The organism is Aestuariibaculum scopimerae (assembly GCF_059428085.1).
On record NZ_CM182089.1, the window covers coordinates 30001 to 53772 of the forward strand.

Here is a 23772-nt window from a genome sequence, read left to right on the forward strand (position 1 = left end):
GCCTTAGGTAGGCAATGGCAATTAGGAACTATTCAGGTAGATTACACCTTACCCGAACGTTTCGAATTAACATACAAGGGCAGTGATAATGAATTGCACCGTCCTATCATGATCCACCGAGCTCCTTTTGGTAGCATGGAACGCTTTATAGCCATTTTACTTGAGCATACTGCTGGTAATTTCCCACTTTGGTTAATGCCAACACAGGCTATTATCCTATCAATTAGCGAGAAATATGAAAAATACTCTGAAAAAGTTTTAAATTTGCTAGAAAATGACGAAATTCGCGCCCTTGTTGACCATAGAAATGAAACTATCGGAAAAAAGATTCGGGAAGCCGAAATGCAAAAATATCCGTATATGCTCATAATAGGTGAACAAGAGGAAAAAGAAAATAAAATAACTGTGCGTAAGCATGGTGGTGAAGATTTGGGAATGATTTCTATAGAAGACTTCTCAAAAATTATTAAAAATGATATTAATAAAACGCTCAAACCGTTTTAAAAAATAAGTTTAACTAAAAAAGGATAAGGCCATAGCAATTAGAAGAAGATCACAACCCCAAAAAAGGGTTTCACAAGAGGACAAACACAGAATTAATAACAAGATTACCTCACCAAAGGTTCGTCTTGTTGGCGATAATGTTGAAATTGGTATATACTCTATAAAAGAAGCTTTAAAAATAGCAGACGATCAAGGATTTGATCTTGTAGAGATATCTCCAAATGCCGATCCTCCTGTATGCAAAGTTATGGATTACAAGAAGTTTCTTTATGAGCAAAAGAAACGTGATAAGGCTTTAAAGGCCAAAGCAACTAAAGTTGTTATTAAAGAAATACGTTTTGGTCCGCAAACCGATGACCATGACTATGAATTTAAAAAGAAACATGCTGAAAAGTTCTTAAAAGAAGGGGCTAAGTTAAAAGCTTTTGTATTCTTTAAAGGGCGTTCCATCATATTTAAAGAACAAGGTCAAATATTGCTCTTGCGATTAGCACAAGACCTTGAAGAGTATGGAAAAGTAGAGCAAATGCCTCGTTTGGAAGGAAAACGTATGACGATGTTCATTGCTCCCAAAAAATAAATAGCGCTGTATAGTTATACAGCATTAAAGATAATTAAGCGAAATAATTAAAACCTAGGAAGAAAATGCCTAAAATGAAAACTAAATCCAGTGCCAAAAAACGTTTTAAATTAACGGGTACTGGTAAGATTAAGAGAAAGCACGCTTTTAAAAGTCATATCTTAACAAAGAAGTCTAAAAAGCGTAAGTTAGCTCTGACTCATGATACGTTAGTACACAAGTCAGACGAAGATAATGTTAAATTGATGTTACGTTTAAAGTAACAAACTATTTAACTGGTTAAATAAATTATAAACCCTGGAGTTAGGCCTTAAAAAGAGTTAAAAGTTAAGAGTTAAGAGTTAAGAGTTTCTAGAAACCAATAACAAACAACCGACAACATAAGACCGCCTACTACAAAAAACAATTAAAATTATGCCAAGATCAGTAAATTCTGTAGCAAAAAGAGCCCGAAGAAAAAAGGTTCTAAAACAAGCAAAAGGTTACTTTGGAAGACGTAAAAACGTTTGGACAGTAGCAAAAAATGCGGTAGATAAAGCCATGCTTTACTCGTATAGAGACCGCAGAAACAAAAAGAGAACATTCCGTGCTTTATGGATCACACGTATTAATGCTGGTGCCAGAGAACATGGTTTATCTTATTCTCAATTTATGGGTAAATTAAAAGCTAACAATATCGATTTAAACCGTAAAGTTTTAGCCGATTTAGCAATGAATAACCCAGAGGCTTTCAAAGCTGTAATAGAGAAAGTAAAATAAGGCGTTTCGCCTATTGTTAAACATATTAATTCGCTTAATAAAAAATCCGATTCTTTTAGAATCGGATTTTTTTATGCCCTAAAGGCCGTTAGTACTAGTGAGTGCTTACCTCCAGTCTTTAAATTAGCCTCTTAAACGCCGCATCACAATATTTTTTGTTCGACTTACATATTTATATATCATAGGCAACGGATCTTTTAACGCATATATAATAGGCGTGTTATTTAAAAGGTATTTTAACCTAAAAACAAAGAATACGTTATTTTTTATACGCCTTACCAAACCTTTTAATCCCAAATGTTCAATATGTTTATAGGTAGGTAATTCAAAAGGCCTATTTAAGCTTGCCATACAATATAAATAGGGAAAATTAACACCCGCCATTAAAGAGGCATCCAATGATCTCCAAAATCGGGTGTTTACTTCAATTACCTTAAATGTCTTGGTATTTACATCATACCTAAAATCTACATGAGCGACACCAGACCAATTTAGGGATTTCATTAATGCTGTAACACAGTCGTACAAAGCATTCTCATAAACCAATTTAACCCCCCACAATGGCTCAAAAGGATTATCGGCATGCATTATGGCTTTTTGCATGGTGTATGCTATTATTTCTCCATTCTTACACAGCACACTACAACCAATATCATATCCCTCAATATAAGCCTGTACAATATGATTGCAAGTAAACGTATGGTTTTTAAAGTAATATTGCAATGCATCCGGGTCTTTAAACAAACGCACTTCTTGCCCTCCTCCATAGCCTTTAACAGGCTTTGCTATTACAGGGTATTTGTAGGTATCTATCTTTTTTAATCCAGATACAGGTATATAAATAGCGGTTTCTGGAGCTAGTATGTTATTACGCTTTAAATGAGCAGCTAGCTTACCTTTATTCAGGGCTGTTTCAAAATTATTGGCAGAAGGCAAAACACACAGGGTTTCATAATGCGTAATTTTATCCTTGTGTCTTATAACGGCTTCTATACCCCTTTCAAATATGGGCATTAGCACATCTATTTGGTGGGCTGTTAGTTCCTTATTTATATTAGCTATCCATTTCGTTTCATAATCAGGATCAGGGTAATATGCAAAATGGTGAACATACCTAGAGTATCGCATAGGAATTTGCTTTTGCCCAGACATGATGTAAACTTTAAGCCCTTTAATGTGCGATAAACTATTAACTACATAAATCAACAAGTGGCTATCGCCATCAGGAATTAAAACCGATATCGTTTTCTTATCATACTTCATAAGCCATTTAATAAACCCCTTTACCCAAGTAAAACTAAAGTAATTTCATTAAGAGCGAAAATACACATTTAAACGATTATTTAATCGTAGTCATCTAAAATTTAAATGATATACTCTTAAATGCTATACATTTATGTTGTTATTTTAAATTGATTAATCGCAGTATGAATAAAAACTATTCATATTTAATTTAATAATAATTTTAACCATGCTATTTATTATGAAAAAAAAATTAATTAATCACTATGGACTATTAGTTTGTCTTGCCCTCATTTTTGGTCTTTATAGTTGTCAAACAGAACAACTAGGAGCCGAAGACGCATCATTATCTGCAGACGCAAATTTAGCTGCCAAAAAAGGTGCACCATCTATAACTTTTGCGGACTGTACTTCAACTTACGAAACCACTGACTTATATGCTGGCCAAAACATGCTGGTAGGTAACGTATCTGTTGAAGTTGTAGGCGATAACTACGAAATCACGTATAATATAACTGAACAAGGTTACTGCTTGACCTCAACGCATTTATCTGTAGTTAAGTCGCCTTATGATTTTCCTATGACAAAATCTGGCAATCCTATTCCTGGACAATTTGAATATTCTGGATCTCACGGTTGTATAACTTCTTTTATGTATGAGGTTCCAACTTCTAAAGGGATGTATATTGCTGCTCATGCTGTTGTAAACTGTGTAACAGATATTACAACTGAGGCTTTTGAAGCGTCTTTACCAGCTCAAGTAGAAGTTTGTGTAACAGAAAAAGGTCTAGAAGCTGTAGACAGCTACTTTAACATAGAAATCGCTCCTGAAAATTCTTTATCTGGTGCTTTCGATGCTTGGTGTGCCGATCAAGATGCCTCATTAAATGATGGCGAGTGTTTTACTGCCGATGTTTACTCTTCTTATGAAACATTACCTGCAGGGAAATTTGAAAAACCAGGGAACTTTGGTGCCGTTAACTGGCTTATGAACCAAGGTTTCTTAGGTATGGAAGCCACTCCTGAATTAGGTAACTATACATTTGGTGATATTCAAATTGCTATTTGGAATCTTATAGATGATAGTGTATGTTTTGAGTGTTTATATACCGGACCATACGATAATGATAGAATTGACATGCTAGTAGCTATGGCTTTAGAACATACCGACTATGTTCCTAGCTGTGGAGAGGATGTTGTAATTGTATTGGTGCCAACCGATTACAAGCAATCTGTATTCATTACCATTCCTGCACCATGTGGTGAGTGTGATGAAACTGCTTGGGGTGCTGGATGTGATTTCCCTGGAAATAATTGGGCTACCTATTTTCAATATGCAGCTGCACAATAATTAACAGTAACATATATTTAAAAAATCCGATTCTTATAGAATCGGATTTTTTTATGCCCCAAAGGCCGTTAGTACTAGTGAACGCTTACCTCCATAATCACGGTGTTCACATAAGTAAATACCTTGCCAAATTCCAAGATTTAACTGCCCATTCGTAATGGGTATTTGCAAAGAAGCTCCTAACAACGATGCTTTTATATGAGCTGGCATGTCGTCAGGCCCCTCATAAGTATGTTTATAATAAGGAGCGTTTTCTGGAACCATAGTGTTAAAATGACTTTCAAAATCGCTACGCACCGTATGGTCGGCATTCTCATTAATAGTTAAACTGGCGGAAGTATGTTTAATAAACACCTGCAACTGTCCTATATTTATATCTCGTATTTCGGGCAGGGCTTCTATAATAGTGTCAGATATTAAATGAAAGCCTCTTGGGTAAGGCTTTAGCATTATGGGCTTTTGGTAAAATTTCATAATGTTGCTTTTTGGTTTTAGGTTTTATGTTCTATTAAGTAGCTTTTAACTTTAAAAATAACGCTTCTCTATAAAAAAGACGATTTTTTACGCAACCATTTTATAGCTTTACCATCTAAATAAAAACAAACGGATTAAATTTTATGAAAAAATATTTTTTAATAGTGCTCGTAAGTGTACTTGCATTAACAAGTTGTTCTATAAATAATGACGATAATAGTGAAACTCCCGATGTAAAAATATTGTGGCACTTGGTTAATGTGTCAGGAGGTTTGGAAGGCGTAGATAACGATTTTGAATTGGATGATATTGTTTGGACTTTTAATGACGAAAACGGGATACTAACAGTTGAAAACAATAATACCGATGATACGCTTGAAGACGGATTGGATTCTGGCACCTATTCTTTTTCTGTTTCCAATGATACCGATAACTATTACTTGTCTATTGATGGTACAGAACTAGGCGCCTATACCATTTCGCAAACGGAACTAGTGATTGACGAAAACACAACCTCCAGTGGTGCTGGTGCAGATGGCTTTATATACACTTTCAAAAGAACTTTGGTTGTTGATGAATAATTAATTAGGTCTTCTGTTTTTTCTTTCTGGCTGCTGGAAATAAAACATTGTTAAGTATTAACCTATAGCCAGGTGAGGTAGGATGTAAATCGAGTTCGGTTTTGGAATCCCCTACCCGGTGTTGGTAATCTTCAGGATCGTGTCCGCCATAAAAGGTAAAGAATCCTTTTCCTTTTATACCATGAATGTATTTGGCTTCGCCATTGGATTTGTTTTCCCCCATAACCAAAACATTGGATTTTATCTCATTACGTGTAAAGGAGGTGGTTTGTCCCATAAACCCTTTAACTAAAGCAGTGTGATTTTGGCATAACATGGTTGGAACTGGGTCCCATTTTGCCGAAAACTCCATGAGTGAAAAGTAATCGATAGTCTTGGGCACCATACGTTTACGCGTCATGTCTATAGAGGAAAACTCATAAACCATAGGGCTTCGTTCCAAAGTATAATTTGTAAACGCAAAGGTTTTACTGTAATCAATAAGGTTTTGGTATCCTGCATCACTCCCATCGCCATCAAACATGGGTTCACAAATATCAACGCCCTCAGCCGATAAAGCAATATCAAAACTATCGGTAGCACTACACATGGCAAACATAAACCCGCCACCTATAACATAATCCCTAATCTTAAGGGCTACATCCAGCTTTTCTTTAGAAACTTTACTATAACCCAGTTTTGCAGCCAAGTCCTCTGCAGCCTTTTTTTCTTCTATGTACCATGAGGCAGCTCGGTAAGCACCATAAAACTTCCCATATTGCCCCGTAAAGTCCTCGTGGTGCAAATGCAACCAATCAAACAACAACAAGCCATCGTTAAGCACTTCTTCATCATATACCGTTTCATAGGGTATCTCGGCATATTGTAAAACCATGGTTACAGCATCGTCCCAAGGTTGGTTGCCATAAGGTGTATAAACCGCTATTTTAGGTGCCTTTTCTAAAACCACTGCTTCCATGTTCTGGCTGGGGCTACTAATGTCTTGAAGAATACTTTCTGTTTTGGCATCTGAAATCACTTCAAAGGAAATACCCCTAATTTGGCATTCGCGTTGTATGGTTTCAGTATCTGGCAATAAAAAAGAACCGCCACGATAGTTAAGCAACCACTTTACTTTTAGTTCTTTACTTAGTACCCAATACGTTAGTCCGTAGGCCTTTAAATGGTTTTTTTGACTCTCTGCATCCATAGGAATAAGCACATAAGATGCAAATGCATTGATAGAGAGGCATAAAAACAATAGAATAATCAGGGTCTTCTTCATAGACCGAAAGGTAATCAAAAATTGCGATTAGTTAAAATGGTACATCACTCTCATCGTCCTCATTAAAAGAGCTACCAAAAGCTTCATCAGGATTCGCCTTAAAGTTGTCTGATTTAAAGGTGTCATCGTTGGCAGCTGCATTCATTTTGGAATGGAATTCAAAGGGAGAATCAAAATCATCCAAATTGTCAAACTTACCTAAATGCCCAATAAATTTTAAACGAATATTTTCCAACCCACCATTACGGTGCTTAGCGACAATAAACTCGGCCTGTCCTTCGGTTGGAGAGCGTTCCTCGTCATCCCACTCATCAATCTTATAATACTCTGGTCTGTAAATAAAGCTTACAATATCGGCATCTTGTTCTATGGCACCAGATTCACGTAAATCGGATAATAGTGGTCGTTTACTCCCACCACGGGTTTCAACGGCACGCGATAATTGCGATAGGGCTATTACAGGCACATCCAGCTCCTTGGCCAAAGCCTTTAGGTTTCTAGATATCATTGATATTTCCTGCTCCCGGTTTCCGCCATGCGAACTACCCCCCGTCATCAACTGTAAATAATCGATCATGATTAGCTTAATACCATGTTGCGATGATAAACGTCTAGCCTTAGCTCGCAAATCGAAAATAGAAAGCGACGGGGTATCATCAATAAACAGCGGTGCTTTTTCCAGTCCCTTAACTTTAACATTTAGTTGTTCCCATTCATGTTTTTCCAATTTTCCTGTCCTTAATTTCTCGGACGATAAGCCCGTTTCACTTGAAATTAAACGGGTTATTAATTGTACCGAAGCCATCTCTAAAGAGAAAAATGCAACAGGAATGTTTTGATCTACAGCAATATTTCGTGCCATAGAAAGCGTTAAAGCCGTTTTACCCATACCAGGACGTGCTGCTACAATAATCAAATCAGATGGTTGCCAACCAGATGTTAGTTTATCCAACTTGGTAAACCCTGTTGGAATACCACTAAGCCCTTCTTTATTGGAAATCTCCTCGATCTTCTTTTTGGCTTGTATAACCAAATCTTGAGCCGTTTCACTGGACTTCTTAATGTTGCCTTGAGTAACTTCATATAGTTTTGCTTCAGCTTTATCCAAAAGGTCAAAAACATCCTTGGTTTCGTCATAGGAATCCTCAATAATCTCACTGGAAATTTTAATCAAACTACGTTGGATAAATTTCTGCAGAATAATACGTGCATGGAACTCAATATGTGCTGAAGAGGATACTTTTTGTGTAAGCGAAATAAGATAAAAATCGCCTCCTACCAATTCTAATTTTGCGCTTTTCTTTAATTGTGTTGAAACAGTTAATAAGTCAATGGGTTCACTATTTTCAAACAACTGAAAAATAGCCTCAAAGATGTGTTGATGGGCCTCTTTGTAGAACGCCTCAGGACTTAAAATATCAATAACCTCATCAACCCCTTTTTTATCAATCATCATAGCACCTAATACAACTTCCTCTAAATCAAGTGCTTGCGGTGGTATCTTACCCTTCTCTAGGTTAATGATCGTGCTTTTATCTATCTTGTATCCTTTAATATGATCGGGCTGTTTCATAACTACGAAAGTAACTAAAAAGAACTTGTTATTGAACAGAAAATAATTTTCTATTATTAACTGGTCTTTAACAATCTAACTGTTAATAACTTAAAAAAATTGTGAATAAGCACAAAAAAAACCTGATGCCAGTAACATCAGATTTTACTTTGTGATGGTTTTAAGGGTAATATCATTTATATACCCCCATATCGGTATATTTTTCCATTCGCTTTTCAACCAAATCTTTTGGTGATAAGTTTTTAAGTGTGTTAAAATGTTTTACAATAGCATTGCTAACCGAAGTGAATGTTTTTTCTCTATCACGATGCGCACCTCCTAGTGGCTCCTTAATAATACCGTCTACCAATTTAAGCTTTTTCATATCGGTGGCCGTTAATTTTAAGGCTTCAGCAGCTTGCTCTTTAAATTCCCAACTATGCCACAAGATGGATGAACAGGATTCTGGAGATATTACAGAATACCAAGTGTTTTCCAACATCAACACCACATCGCCAACACCAATTCCAAGGGCGCCACCAGAGGCGCCTTCACCTATAATAATGGTAATGATTGGTACTTTTAAACGGGTCATTTCCAAAATGTTTCTGGCAATAGCTTCACCTTGTCCGCGCTCTTCGGCCTCTAAACCAGGATAAGCTTCAGGAGTATCTAAAAGCGTCACTACTGGGATACCGAATTTTTCGGCAGACTTCATTAAGCGCAACGCTTTTCTATAGCCTTCAGGGTTGGCCATTCCAAAATTTCTGTATTGGCGTGTTTTGGTATTGTACCCTTTTTGCTGACCAATGAACATAAAGCTTTGATCACCAATTTTACCCAAACCTCCTATCATGGCCTTATCATCTTTAAAGCTTCTATCGCCATGTAGTTCTAAAAACGTATCACCGCATATCGCTTTAATATAGTCTAGTGTATATGGTCTGTTAGGGTGTCTAGACAACTGTACGCGTTGCCAGGGGGTTAGGTTTTTGTATATGTCTTTTTGGGCCGCAGCCAATTTTTTCTCTATTTGAGCGCATGTTTCTGTAACATCCACTTCACTTTCTTCTCCAATAACACGACATTTTTGTAGCTGGTCTTCTAATTCTTTTATTGGGAGTTCAAATTCTAAGTATTCCATAAGAATTTTAATTAATGCTATTAATTGTAGTTAGCCTACAAATATAAAAACTTTAATTATGTTACACAGCTAAGATGGTGTTCTTTTTACTTTTCTAAAGCTTTTTAGCACACCATTCAATAATACCGTAACAATAATAATAAGGGCTCCGTAATAAAATGAGGGACTCATTTGTTCTTTCTCTGGAAACAATACCACAGCCATTGCTATGCCGTAAACAGGCTCTAAATTAAAGGTAAGCACTACGGTGTAAGGGCTAATCTGCCGCATAACGTAAATGGCCGCTATAAAAGCATATGCCGTGCATACCGATGCTAAAATAAATAGGTAACTATAATCGGAAAGGCTTAATTTAAAAAAGCTGATGGAGAACCCATCACCAAAAAAAGCAATGTACAAGGTTAAAAACAGCACCCCACTTAAAAACTCATAAATAGAAATAACCGTTGCGGTATGCTGCTTTAAGAAACTTCCATTCAACACTGCAAAAAGCGCTGACAGAAATGCCGAGCAAATGCCTAAAACAATACCGTTTGTATACCGTGCTTCGCTTTGGGTAACAATGTAAACACCTATAATGACTAATATACCAAATAAGATTTCGTACCAAACAATACGGCGTTTGTAGATAATGGGCTCTATAAGCGATGCAAAAAAAGCTCCTGTAGAAAACATGGCCAGGGCAATAGATACATTAGCAACATCAATAGCACCAAAAAATGTAATCCAATGCAGTGCTATAATAATACCTGCCAATGAAAACCGCAAAATGGATTGTGGCTTGGCATACCATGTAATGTTAGCCACTTTAATATATACAAACATTAAAATGCTTGCCATAACCATTCTAAACCAAACCAAAGGCACGGCCGTAATGGTAATAAGCTCGCCTAAAATAGCCGTAAACCCAGCTATAAAAACCAAAACATGAAGGTGCAGGTAATTTTTTAAACTAGCGCTTAGCATTCTGTAATAGGTAAATGGCTAAAATACCAAAAAGGACATTGGGAAACCAAACGGCCACAAGAGGCGAAAAATCAGATTGCTCTGCCATAACACCAAAAATCTTATCAAAAAACACAAATACCATGGCTATACAAATACCAACGGCTAGGTTTACCCCCATACCACCACGGCGTTTTATAGATGATACTGCAACAGCAATAATGGTTAATATAAACACCGATACCGGTAAGCTCCACTTTCTGTAAAGCACCAATTTAAAACGTCCCACATTGGAGGAGCCACGCGCTTCTTCTTTAGCAATAAAACGCTTTAAATCGCCATACATTTTTGTTTCTGCTGCATAAATAACGGGGATTAAATCTTCTACATCAAAATTAAACAGCGTGTCCTTACGCTTTTCAAATTCAATGGTGTCTTCATTTTCACCCACATACCGCTTGGCATAGCTGGTTAATCGGTAAATAGAATCTTCTTCCATATACCTAATGTTAGTAGCCGTTATTTTGTACTTTAGTTCATTGCCTTCAAAATGTTCCAAGGTAAAATCCCGGCCGTTTTTATTCTTAACATCAAAGCTGCTTACATAAATAATGTCGTTGTCGTTAATTTGCCTAAATACATCTACATTGGTGTTTTCAAACTTGTTTTTCCCTTTCTTAAGGTACTTATAACTAAAGTCGTTAAACCCTTCACTGGCTTTGGGTGCCAAATACAGGCCCATAACAATGGCCAGTACAGCAACCATAGAAGCCCCAATCATATAGGGTCTTAAAAATCTTGAAAAGGATACCCCCGAGCTTAAAAAGGCAATGACCTCGGTATTATTTGCCAGTTTGGATGTAAACCATATAACGGACAAAAATAAGAACAGCGGAAACAGTAAGTGGGCAAAATAGATGGTAAAATCCAACAGGTACATCATAACTTCGCCAACGGGCACTTCGTTTTCTAGAATACGCCCAATCTTTTCTGCCAAGTGTACCGTAATTCCAATGGGAATAAAAAGCAGCAACATCATAAAGAATGTAAACAAATAGCGCTTTAATATGTACCAATCCAGTATTTTCATTTAGCTATAAACGATTATCCATTTGCTTAACCATGGTGTCTTTCCAAGTTCTAAAATCTCCTGCTAATATATGCTTTCTTGCTTCGCGAACCAACCACAAATAAAAGCCTAAATTGTGTATGGTAGCAATTTGTTTTCCCAAGAGTTCGTTTACCGAAAACAGGTGCCTTAAATAGGCCTTACTATATTCGGTATCTACAAAAGTAATCCCCATAGGATCTACAGGCGAAAAGTCGGCTTCCCACTTTTTATTTTTAATATTTATCGTTCCATGCGCTGTAAACAGCATACCGTTTCTGGCATTACGGGTTGGCATTACGCAATCGAACATATCTATACCTAACGCTATATTCTCTAAAATATTGATAGGGGTACCAACCCCCATTAAATAACGGGGTTTATCTTCTGGTAAAATGTTACAAACCACATCGGTCATGGCATACATATCCTCAGCTGGTTCGCCAACCGATAAGCCACCAATGGCATTTCCAACAGCTCCGGCATTGGCTATATACTCGGCAGACTGCTGCCTTAAATCCTTATAGGTACTTCCCTGTACAATTGGAAAAAAGGCTTGATTATACCCATATTTTAAAGGTGTTTTCTCTAAATGGTTTATACAACGGTCTAGCCAACGATGGGTCATGTGCATAGAACGCTTGGCATACCTATAATCACACGGATATGGCGTACACTCATCAAAAGCCATGATAATATCGGCACCTATGCTTCGCTGGATTTCCATCACATTCTCTGGAGTAAACACATGGTAACTACCATCAATATGCGACTTAAATTTAACACCCTCTTCCTTGATCTTTCTATTGGCGGACAATGAATAAACTTGATACCCACCCGAATCGGTTAAAATATTACGGTCCCAGTTCATAAACTTATGGAGTCCGCCAGCTTTTTCAATAATATCGGTTTGCGGGCGCAAGTACAAATGGTAAGTATTTCCCAAAATGATATCAGGATTAATGTCTTGCTTTAGCTCCCTTTGGTGCACCCCTTTAACGGTAGCCACTGTACCAACGGGCATAAAAATGGGGGTTTCAATAACGCCATGATCGGTTGTCATTTTACCAGCGCGCGCTTTGCTTTGTGAATCTTTGGCCTCTAATTGAAATTGCATCTATTTAAATAATTCTTCGATTGGCAAACCTACATATTTTTTTATTTATATATAGCTTTGGCACCACTAAAGTGTATGGATTTTTGCTGTCATTTAACAAAATCATTAGCTTGCCATAAATAAAAGAATTATACAAGCTACCGATAATATAATCGGTTTGGCAACGTTTTTGATTAGTAAGAAGTCAAATCTATAAAATAACTATTTATGAAATGTTTAAAAAAATTGAGCAAGGACTTTAAAGGTAAAAGTACTGCAAGCAAATCCCTCTTTTTTATTTTATTGGCAATAGCATTTGTACCAGCAACCAGTTTAGCACAAACTGCTACAGGTTTTGGTTTTAAAGCTGGATTAAACTACAATGCCAATGGACATTATTTTCAATCTATAAGCGCTACTTCCAAAAATCCCGATAGAAATATAGGGTACCACTTTGGCTTTTTCGGTAAAATAGGGAATGAATTGTATTTTAAACCTGAACTGGTTTATACTAAAACCAAAAGTGATTATGACGATGATAGTTTTAAAATGCAAAAACTGGATGCCCCTTTATTGGTTGGTTTAAAAGTTTTAGGTCCCGTTAGTGTATTTGCCGGTCCTTCGTTTCAATATATCCTAGACACTGAGTTTGATGGTATTTCTATTGATGATGTTGACAACGATTTAACCGTGGGGCTAAACTTTGGTATTGGCCTTAATTTAAATAAAGTTGGTATCGACTTAAGATATGAGCGCGGATTTAGCGACAATGAGGCCACCTTTTTAGATAACAATGGTATTGATACAAGCAGGATTGATACCCGACCCGATCAATTAATTTTAAGTTTATCACTTATTTTATAACACAAAAAAGCCTCGCCAATTGACGAGGCTTTTTTTATTTAACACTTAATAATTGTTTTGTTATAGATTTGATTCTATTTCTTCAGGATCTAAATACTTAGCAATGCCATTCTTCCCTATATCATTCGTTGGGTCGCCATCACCATCAATATCCTCATTTTTGGTAGGAATACCGTCACCATCATCATCACTATCTGCATAATCGGGTATAAAGTCACCATCGGTATCATCATCCGTCTCATCATCAGCATTTTCAAAATTAACGACAAACTCACCATCACCATCTAAATCTTCCATATAAGAAGGCACACCATCACCATCGTGATCATTTACGGCCGTTTTCAACAATTCAAACTTAAAGTTTATACATGAATACGACGATATTCCAGAACTGGCACCAGAAAAGTAACCTAGTCCAGAAGGTAAGAACATCACGCCCAAACCGTGGTCCTTAAAATCTACCGTACCATCTTCATTATCGGTAAACGATGCCGCTACATTAAAATAAGGCATCACCTTGCGCCAACCCGGTATCACCGATGTTAAATCGAAGATTACGGGATTTACAGAGTTATCAAAAATATTATTGCTTAACGTAAATCCTTCGTAATTAACCAATACGTTATCGGCAAAAGTAGGAGACTCTGCCCCACCACCTTTATTAATTTCAAGAATATAAAACTCATAATCGGTATCGGCGTATACAATGGATTTTGGTTCTCCCACGGCATCCAACAACAACGTGTGTCCTTCAGGAACCAATTCCGTAGCACCAAGTTTAGTAATAATAATGTCTTGTATATTGGGATCTGGCAAGGTATCCAAATGCGTAGAATTGTAATAATGCTCGGTTAGGTATTTAACCAAGGAATCTTTGTCTGCCAATTGTTGCTCAGCTCTATCTCTGGTAGTATCTATCACTTCTCCACCATCATCATCATCTTTTTTACAGGATACAATACCAATTGTTAAACACATTAGCATTAGGGCTATATTCTTCAATTTCATGTATTTTTTGTTTCAGTTTTTAAGTTTCAATATAGATGCACGCTTACCATACACTTTTTAATATCCGTAAAGCAATCGTAAATCGTAAATTGTCAATCAAACTTATTTACTATTTTTGAGGTCGCAAGATACAATTTTAATATAATCCTGCACAACAACATTAACGTAGTTTTTACATTAAATAATATGCGTGTTGATAAGTATTTATGGTGTGTTCGCTATTACAAAACCCGAAGTTTGGCAACAACGGCCTGTAAAAAAGGGCATATTAAAGTTAATAACGATGTGGTAAAGCCCAGCAGAGAGGTATATCCACAGGATGTTATTGAGCTGCGAAAAGACCAAATAAACTATAAACTGAGAGTCAATGATATTCCAGAAAGCCGTGTGGGTGCCAAATTGGTAGATATTTATAGAACCGATACCACCCCTAAGGATCAATTTGAAGCCCGCGAACTCTTAAAATTTTCTAAGGACTACTACCGCAAAAAAGGGACGGGCCGACCCACAAAAAAAGATAGACGGGATATTGATGATTTTAAAGATGAAAATGAGTAATTTTATACCGCACATACAATAGAGTAAAAATTATGACTGTTACCAATAACGTGATTTTAAACCATGATGAGATTATTCATAAAATAAGACGCATTGCATTTCAAATCTACGAGAACAATGTAGATGAAAGCGAAGTGGTTTTAGCTGGCATTGATACCAATGGTTATATTTTTGCCAAAAAACTAAAAACGGTGCTGCAAAATATCTCAGACATTACCCCGGTACTTTGCAAGGTAAGCATGGACAAAAAAAATCCATCACAGCCCATTAAAACTTCCATTCCTCCTGAAGCCTACCAAAACAAATCATTGGTGTTGGTAGATGATGTACTAAACTCTGGAACTACCCTTATTTATGGTGTTAGGCATTTTTTAGAGGTCCCACTGAAGCAATTTAAAACGGCGGTATTGGTTAACAGAAACCATAAGAAATATCCGGTTAAAGCCGATTTTAAAGGCATTTCACTATCTACTTCCCTGCATGAGCATGTTAATGTGGTGCTAGAAGGCAAAACCTTTAAAGCGGTATTAGAATAGTTTTAAAACCAGTTCTTCTACAATATCCTGCTCCTTTTTATTATCGGTCGTTAACGTATCGTGTGCCATACTGTAAAAGGGCGAACGCTCAAACAGGTGTTTACCAATAAACTCCGTAAGCAGGGCATCGGTTTCAATATGGGCTATTAGGGGGCGCTTGCTTTTCTCGGGTTTTAAGCGGGCCACCAAAGTAGGTATCGTAGCTTTTAAATATACACTCTTTACATGGGGCGCACTTAAAATAAGTTCCATGTTATTATGGTAGCAGGGCGTACCGCCACCCAAGGACAGCACCAAATTGGTTTTGGAATCCAAAAGTGCTTTTAAGTGCCTTGCTTCTGCCTTTCTAAAATAGATTTCGCCCTTGTTTTTAAATAGCTCAGCAATGGTAGCTTGTTCCTGTGCTTCTATATAGGCATCTAAGTCCATAAAATCATAGCCCAAGGTCTTTGCCAAGATTTTTCCTATGGTAGACTTCCCAGAAGCCATGTAGCCAATTAAAACTAAAATCATTTTTATGCTATAAATTGATTATTAAAAACATACGCTTTCAAGTGGCAAAAAAACGAAAAAAATCTTTAAAAAAAGGCTTGTTTAATTAAAAATAGGTTTTATATTTGCACCCCGTAACGGAGAAACAAAATGACCTGGTAGCTCAGTTGGTAGAGCATCTCCCTTTTAAGGAGAGGGTCCTGGGTTCGAGCCCCAGCCCGGTCACAAAATAACGTTACGGAATACTTAAAAAGCCTGTAAAATATTTATTTACAGGCTTTTTCATTTTCTATACTTTCAATTGATATCAAGTAAAACTATTGAAATGGACTTGAAATTTATTATCGGATTTGAATATTTTTTAAAAATAAAAAATATTGGTAATCAGAATACCATAACTAAGTACATAACCAACCTGAAAAAATTATTAGGTTATAAAATTTTGATGTAGTACTTTTAGTTCCTGTTTTTTATAAAAATCTTTAAAAAAGATTAAACATTTATTAATTCTACCATTACAAAATTATTATGAATAAAATTTATTTTACTACAGTTATTCTTTTTTTTATAAGTGTAAATTTTAATGCACAAATGCAATTAGGCAGTGATATTGACGGAGAAGCCCAAAATGATATATCTGGTGAGAGTATTAGTTTGTCGGGAGATGGTTTACGTTTAGCTATAGGTGCTTATTCTAATAGTGGAAATGGATATTGGTCAGGGCATACACGCATTTTTGAATATAGTGGTTCCGCTTGGATTCAATTAGGTGGAGATATTGATGGGGAGGCCGGTGAAGACCATTCAGGAAGTGTTAGTTTATCAGATGATGGGGCAATTGTAGCTATTGGTGCATATGCCAATGATGGTAGTGGTAATGATGCTGGTCATGTGAGAGTTTTTCAATATGATAGTGGTAGTTGGATTCAGATGGGAAGTGACATTGATGGTGAAGCAGCTGATGATTATTCGGGTTTTAGAGTTAGTCTGTCCAGCAATGGGTTAAGGGTTGCAATAGGGGCCTATAATAACAGTGATAATGGCTATTGGGCAGGTCACGTGCGTGTTTACGAATATAGTGGATCCGGTTGGATCCAATTAGGGAGTGACCTAGATGGGGAAGCTGAAGGAGATTGGTTTGGATCTAGTCTCAGTTTATCCAGCGATGGCAATAGGCTAGCTGTGGGAGGCTTACTTAATGATGGCAATGGGGATGGAGCGGGTCATACACGTATTTTTGAATACAATGGTTCCGCTTGGATTCAATTAGGGAATGACATTGATGGCGAAGCAGCAGGCGACTTATCAGGTGGCAGTGTTAGTCTATCCGATGATGGATCAATTGTGGCTATTGGAGCATATAGTAATAGTGATAACGGTTTTCGGGCTGGTCATGTTCGTGTTTATGAATATAATACAACGGACTGGGTTCTGTTGGGCGGCGATATCGATGGAGAGGGAATAGACGATAGATCTGGTTATAGTGTTAGTTTATCCGGCGATGGATCCAGAGTGGTAATTGGTGCTCCATATGGTAATTTAGATGACTCTGGTAAAGTTAAGGTTTTTGACTACGATGGTACAAATTGGATTGATTTAAATAGTGATATGAATGGGGAATCTTCAAGTGATTTATCAGGATGGAGCGTTAGTTTATCCAATGATGGAACGCGAGTAGCAATTGGCGCTCCATATAATGATGGCGATGCGATCGATAAAGGACAAGTACGTGTTTATGAATTAGGAGGAGTTTTATCTGTAAAAAATCTTGGGATAAATGTTTTCAACGTATTTCCTAATCCTGTTAGTGATATGATAAATATTAAGCTAAATGCAGATGCACAGTTAAAACGAGTAAATTTATACAATACCTTAGGAGAAATGATTTTAACATCTAACCTTCTAAAAATACCGGTAAACCATTTAACCAAAGGTGTTTATTACATTAAAATAGAGACCGAAAATGGTATATTAGCTAAGAAATTAGTTGTAGAATAGTTATATTGAACGTCTAATAAATGTTTATTCTGTTTTACCTTCATTTAAGTTCATTTTTTAGTATGATTTAATTCGGTGCGTACCAGATAAAATCACTTTTTAACTATTAGCTTTGTTTTATACGCTCTATTATTATCTGCAAGCATTTTTTAATCAGACATCTACAACAAAGCCCTATCTCCAATCATTTTATCAAGAAAAATAAAACAGCACAGTACAGGATAGTCCTTTGTAAATAAAAAAATAAATTACACTTTTCATGAAGAATACATTTGCGTTATGAAGACAAATGACTTATACATCTTAGAGAAGCTTAAACTTGGAGATCCCGACGCTTTTAAGGAGTTATTTGATTTATATTATGTGGCATTAAACACATACGCACTAAAGTATTGCGATTCTTTTGTCTTGGCCGAAGATATTGTCCAAAATTTATTTGTTAAACTTTGGGATGAAAAACTATACATGAAACTTGAAGGCGCTATCGGCCCATATCTTTATAAATGTGTTAAAAACAATACGCTTCTAGCCATAAAAGAAAAATCTAAATATCGTTTTGAAGATATAGAAAATCAGGTCAACAACTTGATAATAGATGAAAATTTAAATGCAATGTTATTGGAAGAAGAAAAGCATAGATTGCATAAAGAGGTTGCGGCTTTACCTAAAAAAAGTCAAGAAGTGTTCAAGGCCATTGTACTGGATAATCTTAAATATAAAGAAGTTGCATACCAACTGGGCATTTCTATAAACACTGTTAAAACACATCATTCCAGAGCTTTAAAGCAGCTTAGAAATGCTTTGGGAATCATCGTATTATACTTTTCTATTAAATAAGTTTATTTTTTTGTCACCCATTTTTGGGTTTTTGTTATTATAGTTAATATAGAACATGTTAATGTTAAAATAACACACTTTTAAAACCCAAAATGAAAACGATCAGTCCTTACATTATTAGGCTCATTTCAAATTACATATCTGAAGACATAAGTGAAGCGGAGTTTTTAGAACTAAAGAAATGGCTACATAATGACCCAAAAAATAAACAATTCTTTATTGATCATTTGCAAATTTACAAGAGATCAAGAAGAATACAATTTATTAAGATTCTTGATAAAGATGCTGCGTGGGAAAGTGTTTTATCAAAGCTAGAAAAGCCCGCTAAGGAACTTGCTACACCAAAAAAAGCCACTTTTAGGATTAAGTCTTTAAAAGCAACTGCTACTGTCTTTAAATACGCAGCCATTATGACTTTGCTTTTAGCCATTGGATATTTTTATCAAAATGGGTTTTTCAATAGCAAAAAAGAAGCCGTTATTCCTTCCGAAAGCATTACACTTCAATTAGAGAATGGTAACATTCAAATCATTAACGAAGATGGTTCAAACCAACTGGTAGATTCTGAAGGCAACATTATAGGGGAACAAAAAGGAAGCCAGCTGGTATATAAGCATGCGGTTAATAAAACAACTGTGGTTTACAATACACTAAAAATCCCTTATGGGAAACGGTTTGAAATTCAATTGTCAGATGGCACCAATGTACAACTAAATTCAGGCTCATCTTTAAAATACCCTGTTAAGTTTATAAAGGGGCAAGACCGCCAAGTATTTTTAAACGGCGAGGCATTTTTTTCGGTGACTAAAGATGCTGAACATCCTTTTATTGTTAATTCAGATAATCTAAATGTAGAAGTACTAGGAACAGAATTTAATATTTCTGCCTATCCTGAAGATTCGCATTCTGATGTTGTTTTGGTCGAAGGTTCTGTTGCCATGTATAAAAATACCGAAACAAAAAAGGAAGGCACCATGCTAGTTCCTGGTACAAAAGGAACTCTTAATAAAGAAAGCCTAAATATAAGTACAGAAAAGGTTAACCCCCAAATTTATACTTCCTGGAGGCAAGGGGAATTGTTTTTTAGAAATATGTCCTTTAAAAATATTGCTAAAAAAATGGAGCGCCATTATAACATGAAAATAAATATCAATAATGAGCCATTAAAAAACGAAATCTTTAATGCCAATTTTAAAGATGAGCCTATAGAAAAAATATTAAGCTATTTCAGTGATAGTTTTAACATCAAATACAGCATAACAGATAATATTGTATCGATAAATTAATTAATCTTAAAAAAGCAGACTATATGAAAAAAAGCTAAACTAAACCAACAACTAAAACACTTTAATAGCTCTATTAAAAAGAGATAAAAAAACCGGAAAATGCGCCAACATTTCCCGGCAAATATAAAGTGACAACTAAAATTTAGTCATTCACCAATTAAACATTTAAAAATATGAAAAAAAATCATCATAGAAAAGGCATAAAACTATCTTGTCTGAAATTTGATTTAAAAATGAAACTAACCACTTTATTCGTATTTGCATCGTTCTTTAGTATGCTAGCAAATACAGGCTATACCCAGACAATAACAATAAATGTAGAAAATGTTTCTGTTTCACAACTCATTGACAAAATTGAAGCAACTACAGAGTATCGCTTTGTGTACAATACGAAATTTGTTGATCTTACACGCAAAATTTCAATAAAAGTTGAGGATGCTAAAATAGAAACCCTGTTAAATAATTTATTTAGCAATACAAACACTACTTATAAAATACGTAACACCCAAATTGTATTAAAGCACAAAAAAAACAATGCTGGTATATCCATAAATAATCGGCCGGCCGTTTTAGATATTAAACAACAAAAATTTGATATTACAGGAACCATTATAGATAATAATGGGCAACCCCTACCAGGTGCCAATATTATTGAAAAAAACACCTCTAATGGTACCCAAACAGATTTTGATGGCAACTTCTCTTTATCTGTAGAAGATGAAAACGCCATACTTGTTGTATCCTATTTAGGGTTTCTTACCCAAGAAATCCCTGTTAATAACAAAAAAACACTTACCATAACCTTAAAAGAAGATGCCGCTAATTTAGACGAAGTTGTTATTGTTGGCTACGGTACACAATCTAAAAGAAATGTTACTGGTTCAGTCGAAACTGTTGATGCCACTGCGCTTACTGAAATGCCTGCGGCCCAGCTTACCCAAAAATTACAAGGACAAATATCGGGTGTGCAAATTAATCAACAAACTGGAACACCGGGTCAAGGCATGTCTGTGCGCATTAGGGGGCAAGCATCTATATTGGCAAATAGTGATCCGCTATATGTTGTAGATGGGTTTCCTATTACATCTGATATAAATGCTATTAATCCTGATGAAATAGAAACCATTACCGTTTTAAAGGATGCATCTGCAACTTCATTATATGGTTCGCGTGGTGCCAATGGGGTTGTTCTTATTACCACTAAAGGCGCTCAAGTAGGACAGTCTAGATTTAGTGTTAATTTCTATACTGGATTTCAAAAAGTACCACAAAGAAGCAGACCAGACCTAATGAATGCTAGAGAATTTGCGCAATTTAAAAAGGAAAGTTATGAAGCAAAAGGCGAAACAGTTCCCGCAGAATTCCAAAACCCAGAACAATATGGTAAAGGTAGCGATTGGTATGGTGCTTTGTTAAATGATGCTGCACCAATACAAAACTATAGTGTTTCCTATTCCAAGCGCGATGAAAAGCATAGTGTTTCTGTTATTGGTAGCTATTTTAACCAAGAAGGTGTTGTAAAAAATTCGGAATATAAAAAGTATTCTTTAAGAACCAATACCTCCTTTAATATTACAGATTGGTTAACATTGGGTGTTAATTTAGCACCATCCTATACGGTAGAAAGTAGGTTAAATACAGATGGTTTGTTTTTTGCTTCTGGAGATCAAATACTGGCAGGTGCCATTCAGGCATGGCCAACCAATCCAATTAGGAATCCCGACGGAACCCTTTCTGGAACAGCAAACACGGCTTTTAATGCCCCTAACTGGCTTTTTACAATTAATAATATTGACAGAGATTATAAAACAACCACTTTAATATCTAATGGATATATTGAGGCAGATATTATTGATGGGCTAAAAGTTAAAACAACCATTAATGCAGAGTTGGGACAAACCGTAAACAAGAATTTTACGCCTTCGTATGTGTCTACCAGCTGGATTGCTGCGCCACCACGTACAGCCATATTAGAAAACAACAACCTAAATTATTTTTCTTGGCTAAACGAAAACACTGCGACCTTTAACAAAAGGCTGGCAGATAAACATGACTTTGAATTACTAGCTGGTTTTTCATCCCAAAAGTACAGATTTGAAGCCACTAACATACAGGCTTCAAATTTTCCTGATGATCGTATATCTACCATCCAATCCGCTATCAATATAGATAGGGGCGATACAGAAAATCAAATTGAAGAGTGGAGTTTGCTTTCTTTCTTTTCTAGGCTTAATTATAACTACGACGGGAAATATTTATTTTCAGCCTCCTTTAGAACAGATGGTTCATCACGTTTTGGTCCTAATAACAGGTGGGGTAATTTCCCTTCTGTTTCAGTTGGTTGGATTGTTTCAGAGGAAGATTTTATGGATAACCTTAACGCCATATCTTTCTTAAAATTAAAAGCAAGTTACGGTGTTACCGGAAATAATAATATAGGTAACTATACCCACTTACAAAATGTATCTATTACCGATGCGGCAATTTTTGGATCTACAGTTGCCAGTGGTGGTGCTTTAGCAGGAATAGGAAATCAAGATTTGGGTTGGGAAAAAACGTCGCAAACCAATCTAGGGTTCGAAATAGGGTTCTTAAAAAACAGAATTCAACTATCCTACGATTATTATTCTAAAAGAACTACAGATTTATTATTTAACCTGGATGTACCTAGAGAATCCGGATTTAGTTCTATTACATCAAATGTAGGGGAGCTTAAATTCTGGGGTCATGAAATAGGCCTTAAAGCCAATGTGCTGAATGGCGATTTTGTTTGGAATACCAACTTTAATATTGCTGCTAGCGATAATAGAGTGGAAGCATTATCAGGCTTAACGGATAGATTGTATTTTGATGACTTTGGCCGTGGCACAACCATAACTAAAGTAGGTGGCAGAATCGGGCAATTTTACGGACTTGTTCAAGAAGGGGTTTATGTAGATCAAGCAGACTTTGATAATTCACCCAAACATATTAGATCGGGTGTTGGAACTATTAAATTTAAAGATGTTAATGGCGACGGTGTTATTACTGAAGGTGGCGATGATGATGATCGAACTATTATTGGTAATCCTTTTCCAGATTTCATATTTGGCTGGACAAACAATTTTTCATACAAAAATTTTGATTTAGCAATTGTTATGGCAGGATCTGTTGGTAATGATATTAACCGCCGATCGGATGAAGGAACCACTAATTTAGATGGTGTGTTTAATGTCCTTAAAGAGGTTAAAGACAGATGGCGTTCAGAATCCGATCCAGGATCTGGAAGGTATGGAAGAACCGATGGAGATACTGGTTTAGATAGAGGGCCAGATCATTCACGCTATATTCATGATGGTAGCTACCTAGCGGTTAAAAACCTAACATTAGGTTACAACATGCCACTTAAAGAAACCAGTGCTTTTAGTGCTGTTAGGCTATATTCAAGTGTACAACAACTATTGGTAATATCTGGCTATAGAGGCAACCCCGAAGTTAGTACACGTGCCGGAAGTAACAATGCAACGGCATTGTCTCAAGGTATCGATTTTTCTGCATATCCAGTGCCTCGTACGGTAACATTGGGTGTTAATTTAACGTTGAAATAATTGCTT

Annotated in this window: 23 protein-coding genes and 1 tRNA gene (1 of these 24 only partly in view); 14 read left to right on the plus strand and 10 right to left on the minus strand. The window is 36.1% G+C overall.

Annotated features, from left to right (window positions below; genetic code table 11):
* The 4 genes from thrS to rplT all read left to right on the plus strand — a co-directional run.
* Positions 1 to 504, plus strand: partial view of a threonine--tRNA ligase gene (gene thrS / locus AC5SR4_RS00130; RefSeq protein ID WP_495357521.1) — the 3' portion only. It extends 1431 nt beyond the left edge of the window; 504 of the gene's 1935 nt are visible here — the last part of the coding sequence; the start codon falls outside the window, past its left edge; the stop codon is at positions 502 to 504.
* A gap of 31 nt (positions 505 to 535) precedes the next feature.
* Positions 536 to 1084: a translation initiation factor IF-3 gene (infC, locus tag AC5SR4_RS00135; protein ID WP_495359127.1), complete on the plus strand. Its 549-nt coding sequence runs from the start codon at positions 536 to 538 to the stop codon at positions 1082 to 1084.
* Positions 1085 to 1149: 65 nt separating this feature from the next.
* Entirely contained in the window at positions 1150 to 1347 is a 198-nt protein-coding gene (gene rpmI, locus AC5SR4_RS00140; protein WP_119029238.1) for a 50S ribosomal protein L35, read from the plus strand.
* Positions 1348 to 1498: 151 nt separating this feature from the next.
* Positions 1499 to 1843 (plus strand): 50S ribosomal protein L20, encoded by a 345-nt coding sequence (rplT, locus tag AC5SR4_RS00145; protein WP_495357522.1) that lies wholly within the window; start codon positions 1499 to 1501, stop codon positions 1841 to 1843.
* A 123-nt stretch (positions 1844 to 1966) separates the two neighbouring features.
* On the opposite strand, the gene AC5SR4_RS00150 is transcribed toward rplT, so the two are convergent.
* Complete coding sequence (locus AC5SR4_RS00150) at positions 1967 to 3106, minus strand: carboxylate--amine ligase (RefSeq protein WP_495357523.1); 1140 nt, start codon at positions 3104 to 3106, stop codon at positions 1967 to 1969.
* A gap of 220 nt (positions 3107 to 3326) precedes the next feature.
* On the opposite strand from AC5SR4_RS00150, the gene AC5SR4_RS00155 reads away from it, so the two are divergent.
* A complete protein-coding gene (locus AC5SR4_RS00155) occupies positions 3327 to 4436 on the plus strand; it encodes a hypothetical protein (protein ID WP_495357524.1) in 1110 nt (369 codons plus the stop codon).
* Positions 4437 to 4487: 51 nt separating this feature from the next.
* Here the strand turns inward: AC5SR4_RS00155 and AC5SR4_RS00160 are convergent, their stop codons facing one another.
* The gene (locus AC5SR4_RS00160) at positions 4488 to 4910 is read right to left on the minus strand and encodes a secondary thiamine-phosphate synthase enzyme YjbQ (protein ID WP_495357525.1); all 423 of its coding nucleotides are present in this window, start codon (positions 4908 to 4910) and stop codon (positions 4488 to 4490) included.
* Between the two features lie 143 nt (positions 4911 to 5053).
* Between AC5SR4_RS00160 and AC5SR4_RS00165 the strand changes: the two genes are divergently transcribed.
* Positions 5054 to 5491, plus strand: a complete 438-nt coding sequence (locus AC5SR4_RS00165; RefSeq protein WP_495357526.1) for a hypothetical protein — start codon at positions 5054 to 5056, stop codon at positions 5489 to 5491.
* Positions 5492 to 5495: 4 nt separating this feature from the next.
* Here the strand turns inward: AC5SR4_RS00165 and AC5SR4_RS00170 are convergent, their stop codons facing one another.
* The 6 genes from AC5SR4_RS00170 to tgt all read right to left on the minus strand — a co-directional run bounded on the left by AC5SR4_RS00170 (position 5496) and on the right by tgt (position 12621).
* Positions 5496 to 6680: an asparagine synthetase B gene (locus AC5SR4_RS00170; protein ID WP_495359129.1), complete on the minus strand. Its 1185-nt coding sequence runs from the start codon at positions 6678 to 6680 to the stop codon at positions 5496 to 5498.
* 106 nt (positions 6681 to 6786) lie between these two features.
* A complete protein-coding gene (gene dnaB, locus AC5SR4_RS00175) occupies positions 6787 to 8328 on the minus strand; it encodes a replicative DNA helicase (RefSeq protein WP_495357527.1) in 1542 nt (513 codons plus the stop codon).
* A gap of 172 nt (positions 8329 to 8500) precedes the next feature.
* On the minus strand, positions 8501 to 9451 hold the full coding sequence (locus tag AC5SR4_RS00180; RefSeq protein WP_495357528.1) for an acetyl-CoA carboxylase carboxyltransferase subunit alpha: 951 nt from the start codon (positions 9449 to 9451) through the stop codon (positions 8501 to 8503).
* A gap of 69 nt (positions 9452 to 9520) precedes the next feature.
* The gene (locus AC5SR4_RS00185) at positions 9521 to 10417 is read right to left on the minus strand and encodes a DMT family transporter (protein WP_495357529.1); all 897 of its coding nucleotides are present in this window, start codon (positions 10415 to 10417) and stop codon (positions 9521 to 9523) included.
* Complete coding sequence (locus AC5SR4_RS00190) at positions 10404 to 11486, minus strand: LptF/LptG family permease (protein ID WP_495357530.1); 1083 nt, start codon at positions 11484 to 11486, stop codon at positions 10404 to 10406. The genes AC5SR4_RS00185 and AC5SR4_RS00190 overlap by 14 nt, the downstream gene beginning before the upstream one ends.
* A gap of 4 nt (positions 11487 to 11490) precedes the next feature.
* The gene (tgt, locus tag AC5SR4_RS00195) at positions 11491 to 12621 is read right to left on the minus strand and encodes a tRNA guanosine(34) transglycosylase Tgt (RefSeq protein WP_495357531.1); all 1131 of its coding nucleotides are present in this window, start codon (positions 12619 to 12621) and stop codon (positions 11491 to 11493) included.
* Positions 12622 to 12828: 207 nt separating this feature from the next.
* Here tgt and AC5SR4_RS00200 point away from each other — a divergent pair, with 207 nt between their 5' ends.
* A complete protein-coding gene (locus AC5SR4_RS00200; protein WP_495357532.1) occupies positions 12829 to 13464 on the plus strand; it encodes an outer membrane beta-barrel protein in 636 nt (211 codons plus the stop codon).
* Between the two features lie 60 nt (positions 13465 to 13524).
* On the opposite strand, the gene AC5SR4_RS00205 is transcribed toward AC5SR4_RS00200, so the two are convergent.
* Positions 13525 to 14472, minus strand: a complete 948-nt coding sequence (locus AC5SR4_RS00205) for an FKBP-type peptidyl-prolyl cis-trans isomerase (RefSeq protein ID WP_495357533.1) — start codon at positions 14470 to 14472, stop codon at positions 13525 to 13527.
* Between the two features lie 186 nt (positions 14473 to 14658).
* On the opposite strand from AC5SR4_RS00205, the gene AC5SR4_RS00210 reads away from it, so the two are divergent.
* Entirely contained in the window at positions 14659 to 15030 is a 372-nt protein-coding gene (locus AC5SR4_RS00210; protein ID WP_495357534.1) for an RNA-binding S4 domain-containing protein, read from the plus strand.
* Positions 15031 to 15062: 32 nt separating this feature from the next.
* Entirely contained in the window at positions 15063 to 15566 is a 504-nt protein-coding gene (locus tag AC5SR4_RS00215; RefSeq protein ID WP_495357535.1) for a phosphoribosyltransferase family protein, read from the plus strand.
* Here AC5SR4_RS00215 and AC5SR4_RS00220 read toward each other — a convergent pair.
* Complete coding sequence (locus AC5SR4_RS00220) at positions 15558 to 16079, minus strand: shikimate kinase (protein WP_495357536.1); 522 nt, start codon at positions 16077 to 16079, stop codon at positions 15558 to 15560. The genes AC5SR4_RS00215 and AC5SR4_RS00220 overlap by 9 nt on opposite strands.
* A 131-nt stretch (positions 16080 to 16210) precedes the next feature.
* Here AC5SR4_RS00220 and AC5SR4_RS00225 point away from each other — a divergent pair.
* The 5 genes from AC5SR4_RS00225 (at position 16211) to AC5SR4_RS00245 (ending at position 23766) form a co-directional block, all read left to right on the plus strand.
* Positions 16211 to 16283 (plus strand) — tRNA-Lys (locus AC5SR4_RS00225).
* Positions 16284 to 16586: 303 nt separating this feature from the next.
* Positions 16587 to 18056 carry a T9SS type A sorting domain-containing protein gene (locus AC5SR4_RS00230; protein WP_495357537.1) on the plus strand — a complete coding sequence of 490 codons (1470 nt, stop codon included), beginning with the start codon at positions 16587 to 16589 and terminating at the stop codon, positions 18054 to 18056.
* A gap of 279 nt (positions 18057 to 18335) precedes the next feature.
* Complete coding sequence (locus AC5SR4_RS00235) at positions 18336 to 18893, plus strand: RNA polymerase sigma factor (protein ID WP_495357538.1); 558 nt, start codon at positions 18336 to 18338, stop codon at positions 18891 to 18893.
* A 92-nt stretch (positions 18894 to 18985) separates the two neighbouring features.
* On the plus strand, positions 18986 to 20179 hold the full coding sequence (locus tag AC5SR4_RS00240; protein ID WP_495357539.1) for a FecR family protein: 1194 nt from the start codon (positions 18986 to 18988) through the stop codon (positions 20177 to 20179).
* A gap of 173 nt (positions 20180 to 20352) precedes the next feature.
* On the plus strand, positions 20353 to 23766 hold the full coding sequence (locus tag AC5SR4_RS00245; RefSeq protein ID WP_495357540.1) for a TonB-dependent receptor: 3414 nt from the start codon (positions 20353 to 20355) through the stop codon (positions 23764 to 23766).
* Positions 23767 to 23772 lie beyond the last annotated feature (6 nt).

Excerpts from the sequence above, each read along its gene's own strand:
- rpmI (WP_119029238.1), top strand. The coding sequence starts at position 1,150 with ATGCCTAAAATGAAAACTAAATCCAGTGCCAAAAAACGTTTTAAATTA.
- rplT (WP_495357522.1), top strand. The coding sequence starts at position 1,499 with ATGCCAAGATCAGTAAATTCTGTAGCAAAAAGAGCCCGAAGAAAAAAG.
- AC5SR4_RS00150 (WP_495357523.1), bottom strand. The coding sequence starts at position 3,106 with ATGAAGTATGATAAGAAAACGATATCGGTTTTAATTCCTGATGGCGAT.
- AC5SR4_RS00155 (WP_495357524.1), top strand. The coding sequence starts at position 3,327 with ATGAAAAAAAAATTAATTAATCACTATGGACTATTAGTTTGTCTTGCC.
- AC5SR4_RS00160 (WP_495357525.1), bottom strand. The coding sequence starts at position 4,910 with ATGAAATTTTACCAAAAGCCCATAATGCTAAAGCCTTACCCAAGAGGC.
- AC5SR4_RS00165 (WP_495357526.1), top strand. The coding sequence starts at position 5,054 with ATGAAAAAATATTTTTTAATAGTGCTCGTAAGTGTACTTGCATTAACA.
- AC5SR4_RS00170 (WP_495359129.1), bottom strand. The coding sequence starts at position 6,680 with ATGGATGCAGAGAGTCAAAAAAACCATTTAAAGGCCTACGGACTAACG.
- dnaB (WP_495357527.1), bottom strand. The coding sequence starts at position 8,328 with ATGAAACAGCCCGATCATATTAAAGGATACAAGATAGATAAAAGCACG.
- AC5SR4_RS00180 (WP_495357528.1), bottom strand. The coding sequence starts at position 9,451 with ATGGAATACTTAGAATTTGAACTCCCAATAAAAGAATTAGAAGACCAG.
- AC5SR4_RS00185 (WP_495357529.1), bottom strand. The coding sequence starts at position 10,417 with ATGCTAAGCGCTAGTTTAAAAAATTACCTGCACCTTCATGTTTTGGTT.
- AC5SR4_RS00190 (WP_495357530.1), bottom strand. The coding sequence starts at position 11,486 with ATGAAAATACTGGATTGGTACATATTAAAGCGCTATTTGTTTACATTC.
- tgt (WP_495357531.1), bottom strand. The coding sequence starts at position 12,621 with ATGCAATTTCAATTAGAGGCCAAAGATTCACAAAGCAAAGCGCGCGCT.
- AC5SR4_RS00200 (WP_495357532.1), top strand. The coding sequence starts at position 12,829 with ATGAAATGTTTAAAAAAATTGAGCAAGGACTTTAAAGGTAAAAGTACT.
- AC5SR4_RS00205 (WP_495357533.1), bottom strand. The coding sequence starts at position 14,472 with ATGAAATTGAAGAATATAGCCCTAATGCTAATGTGTTTAACAATTGGT.
- AC5SR4_RS00210 (WP_495357534.1), top strand. The coding sequence starts at position 14,659 with ATGCGTGTTGATAAGTATTTATGGTGTGTTCGCTATTACAAAACCCGA.
- AC5SR4_RS00215 (WP_495357535.1), top strand. The coding sequence starts at position 15,063 with ATGACTGTTACCAATAACGTGATTTTAAACCATGATGAGATTATTCAT.
- AC5SR4_RS00220 (WP_495357536.1), bottom strand. The coding sequence starts at position 16,079 with ATGATTTTAGTTTTAATTGGCTACATGGCTTCTGGGAAGTCTACCATA.
- AC5SR4_RS00230 (WP_495357537.1), top strand. The coding sequence starts at position 16,587 with ATGAATAAAATTTATTTTACTACAGTTATTCTTTTTTTTATAAGTGTA.
- AC5SR4_RS00235 (WP_495357538.1), top strand. The coding sequence starts at position 18,336 with ATGAAGACAAATGACTTATACATCTTAGAGAAGCTTAAACTTGGAGAT.
- AC5SR4_RS00240 (WP_495357539.1), top strand. The coding sequence starts at position 18,986 with ATGAAAACGATCAGTCCTTACATTATTAGGCTCATTTCAAATTACATA.
- AC5SR4_RS00245 (WP_495357540.1), top strand. The coding sequence starts at position 20,353 with ATGAAAAAAAATCATCATAGAAAAGGCATAAAACTATCTTGTCTGAAA.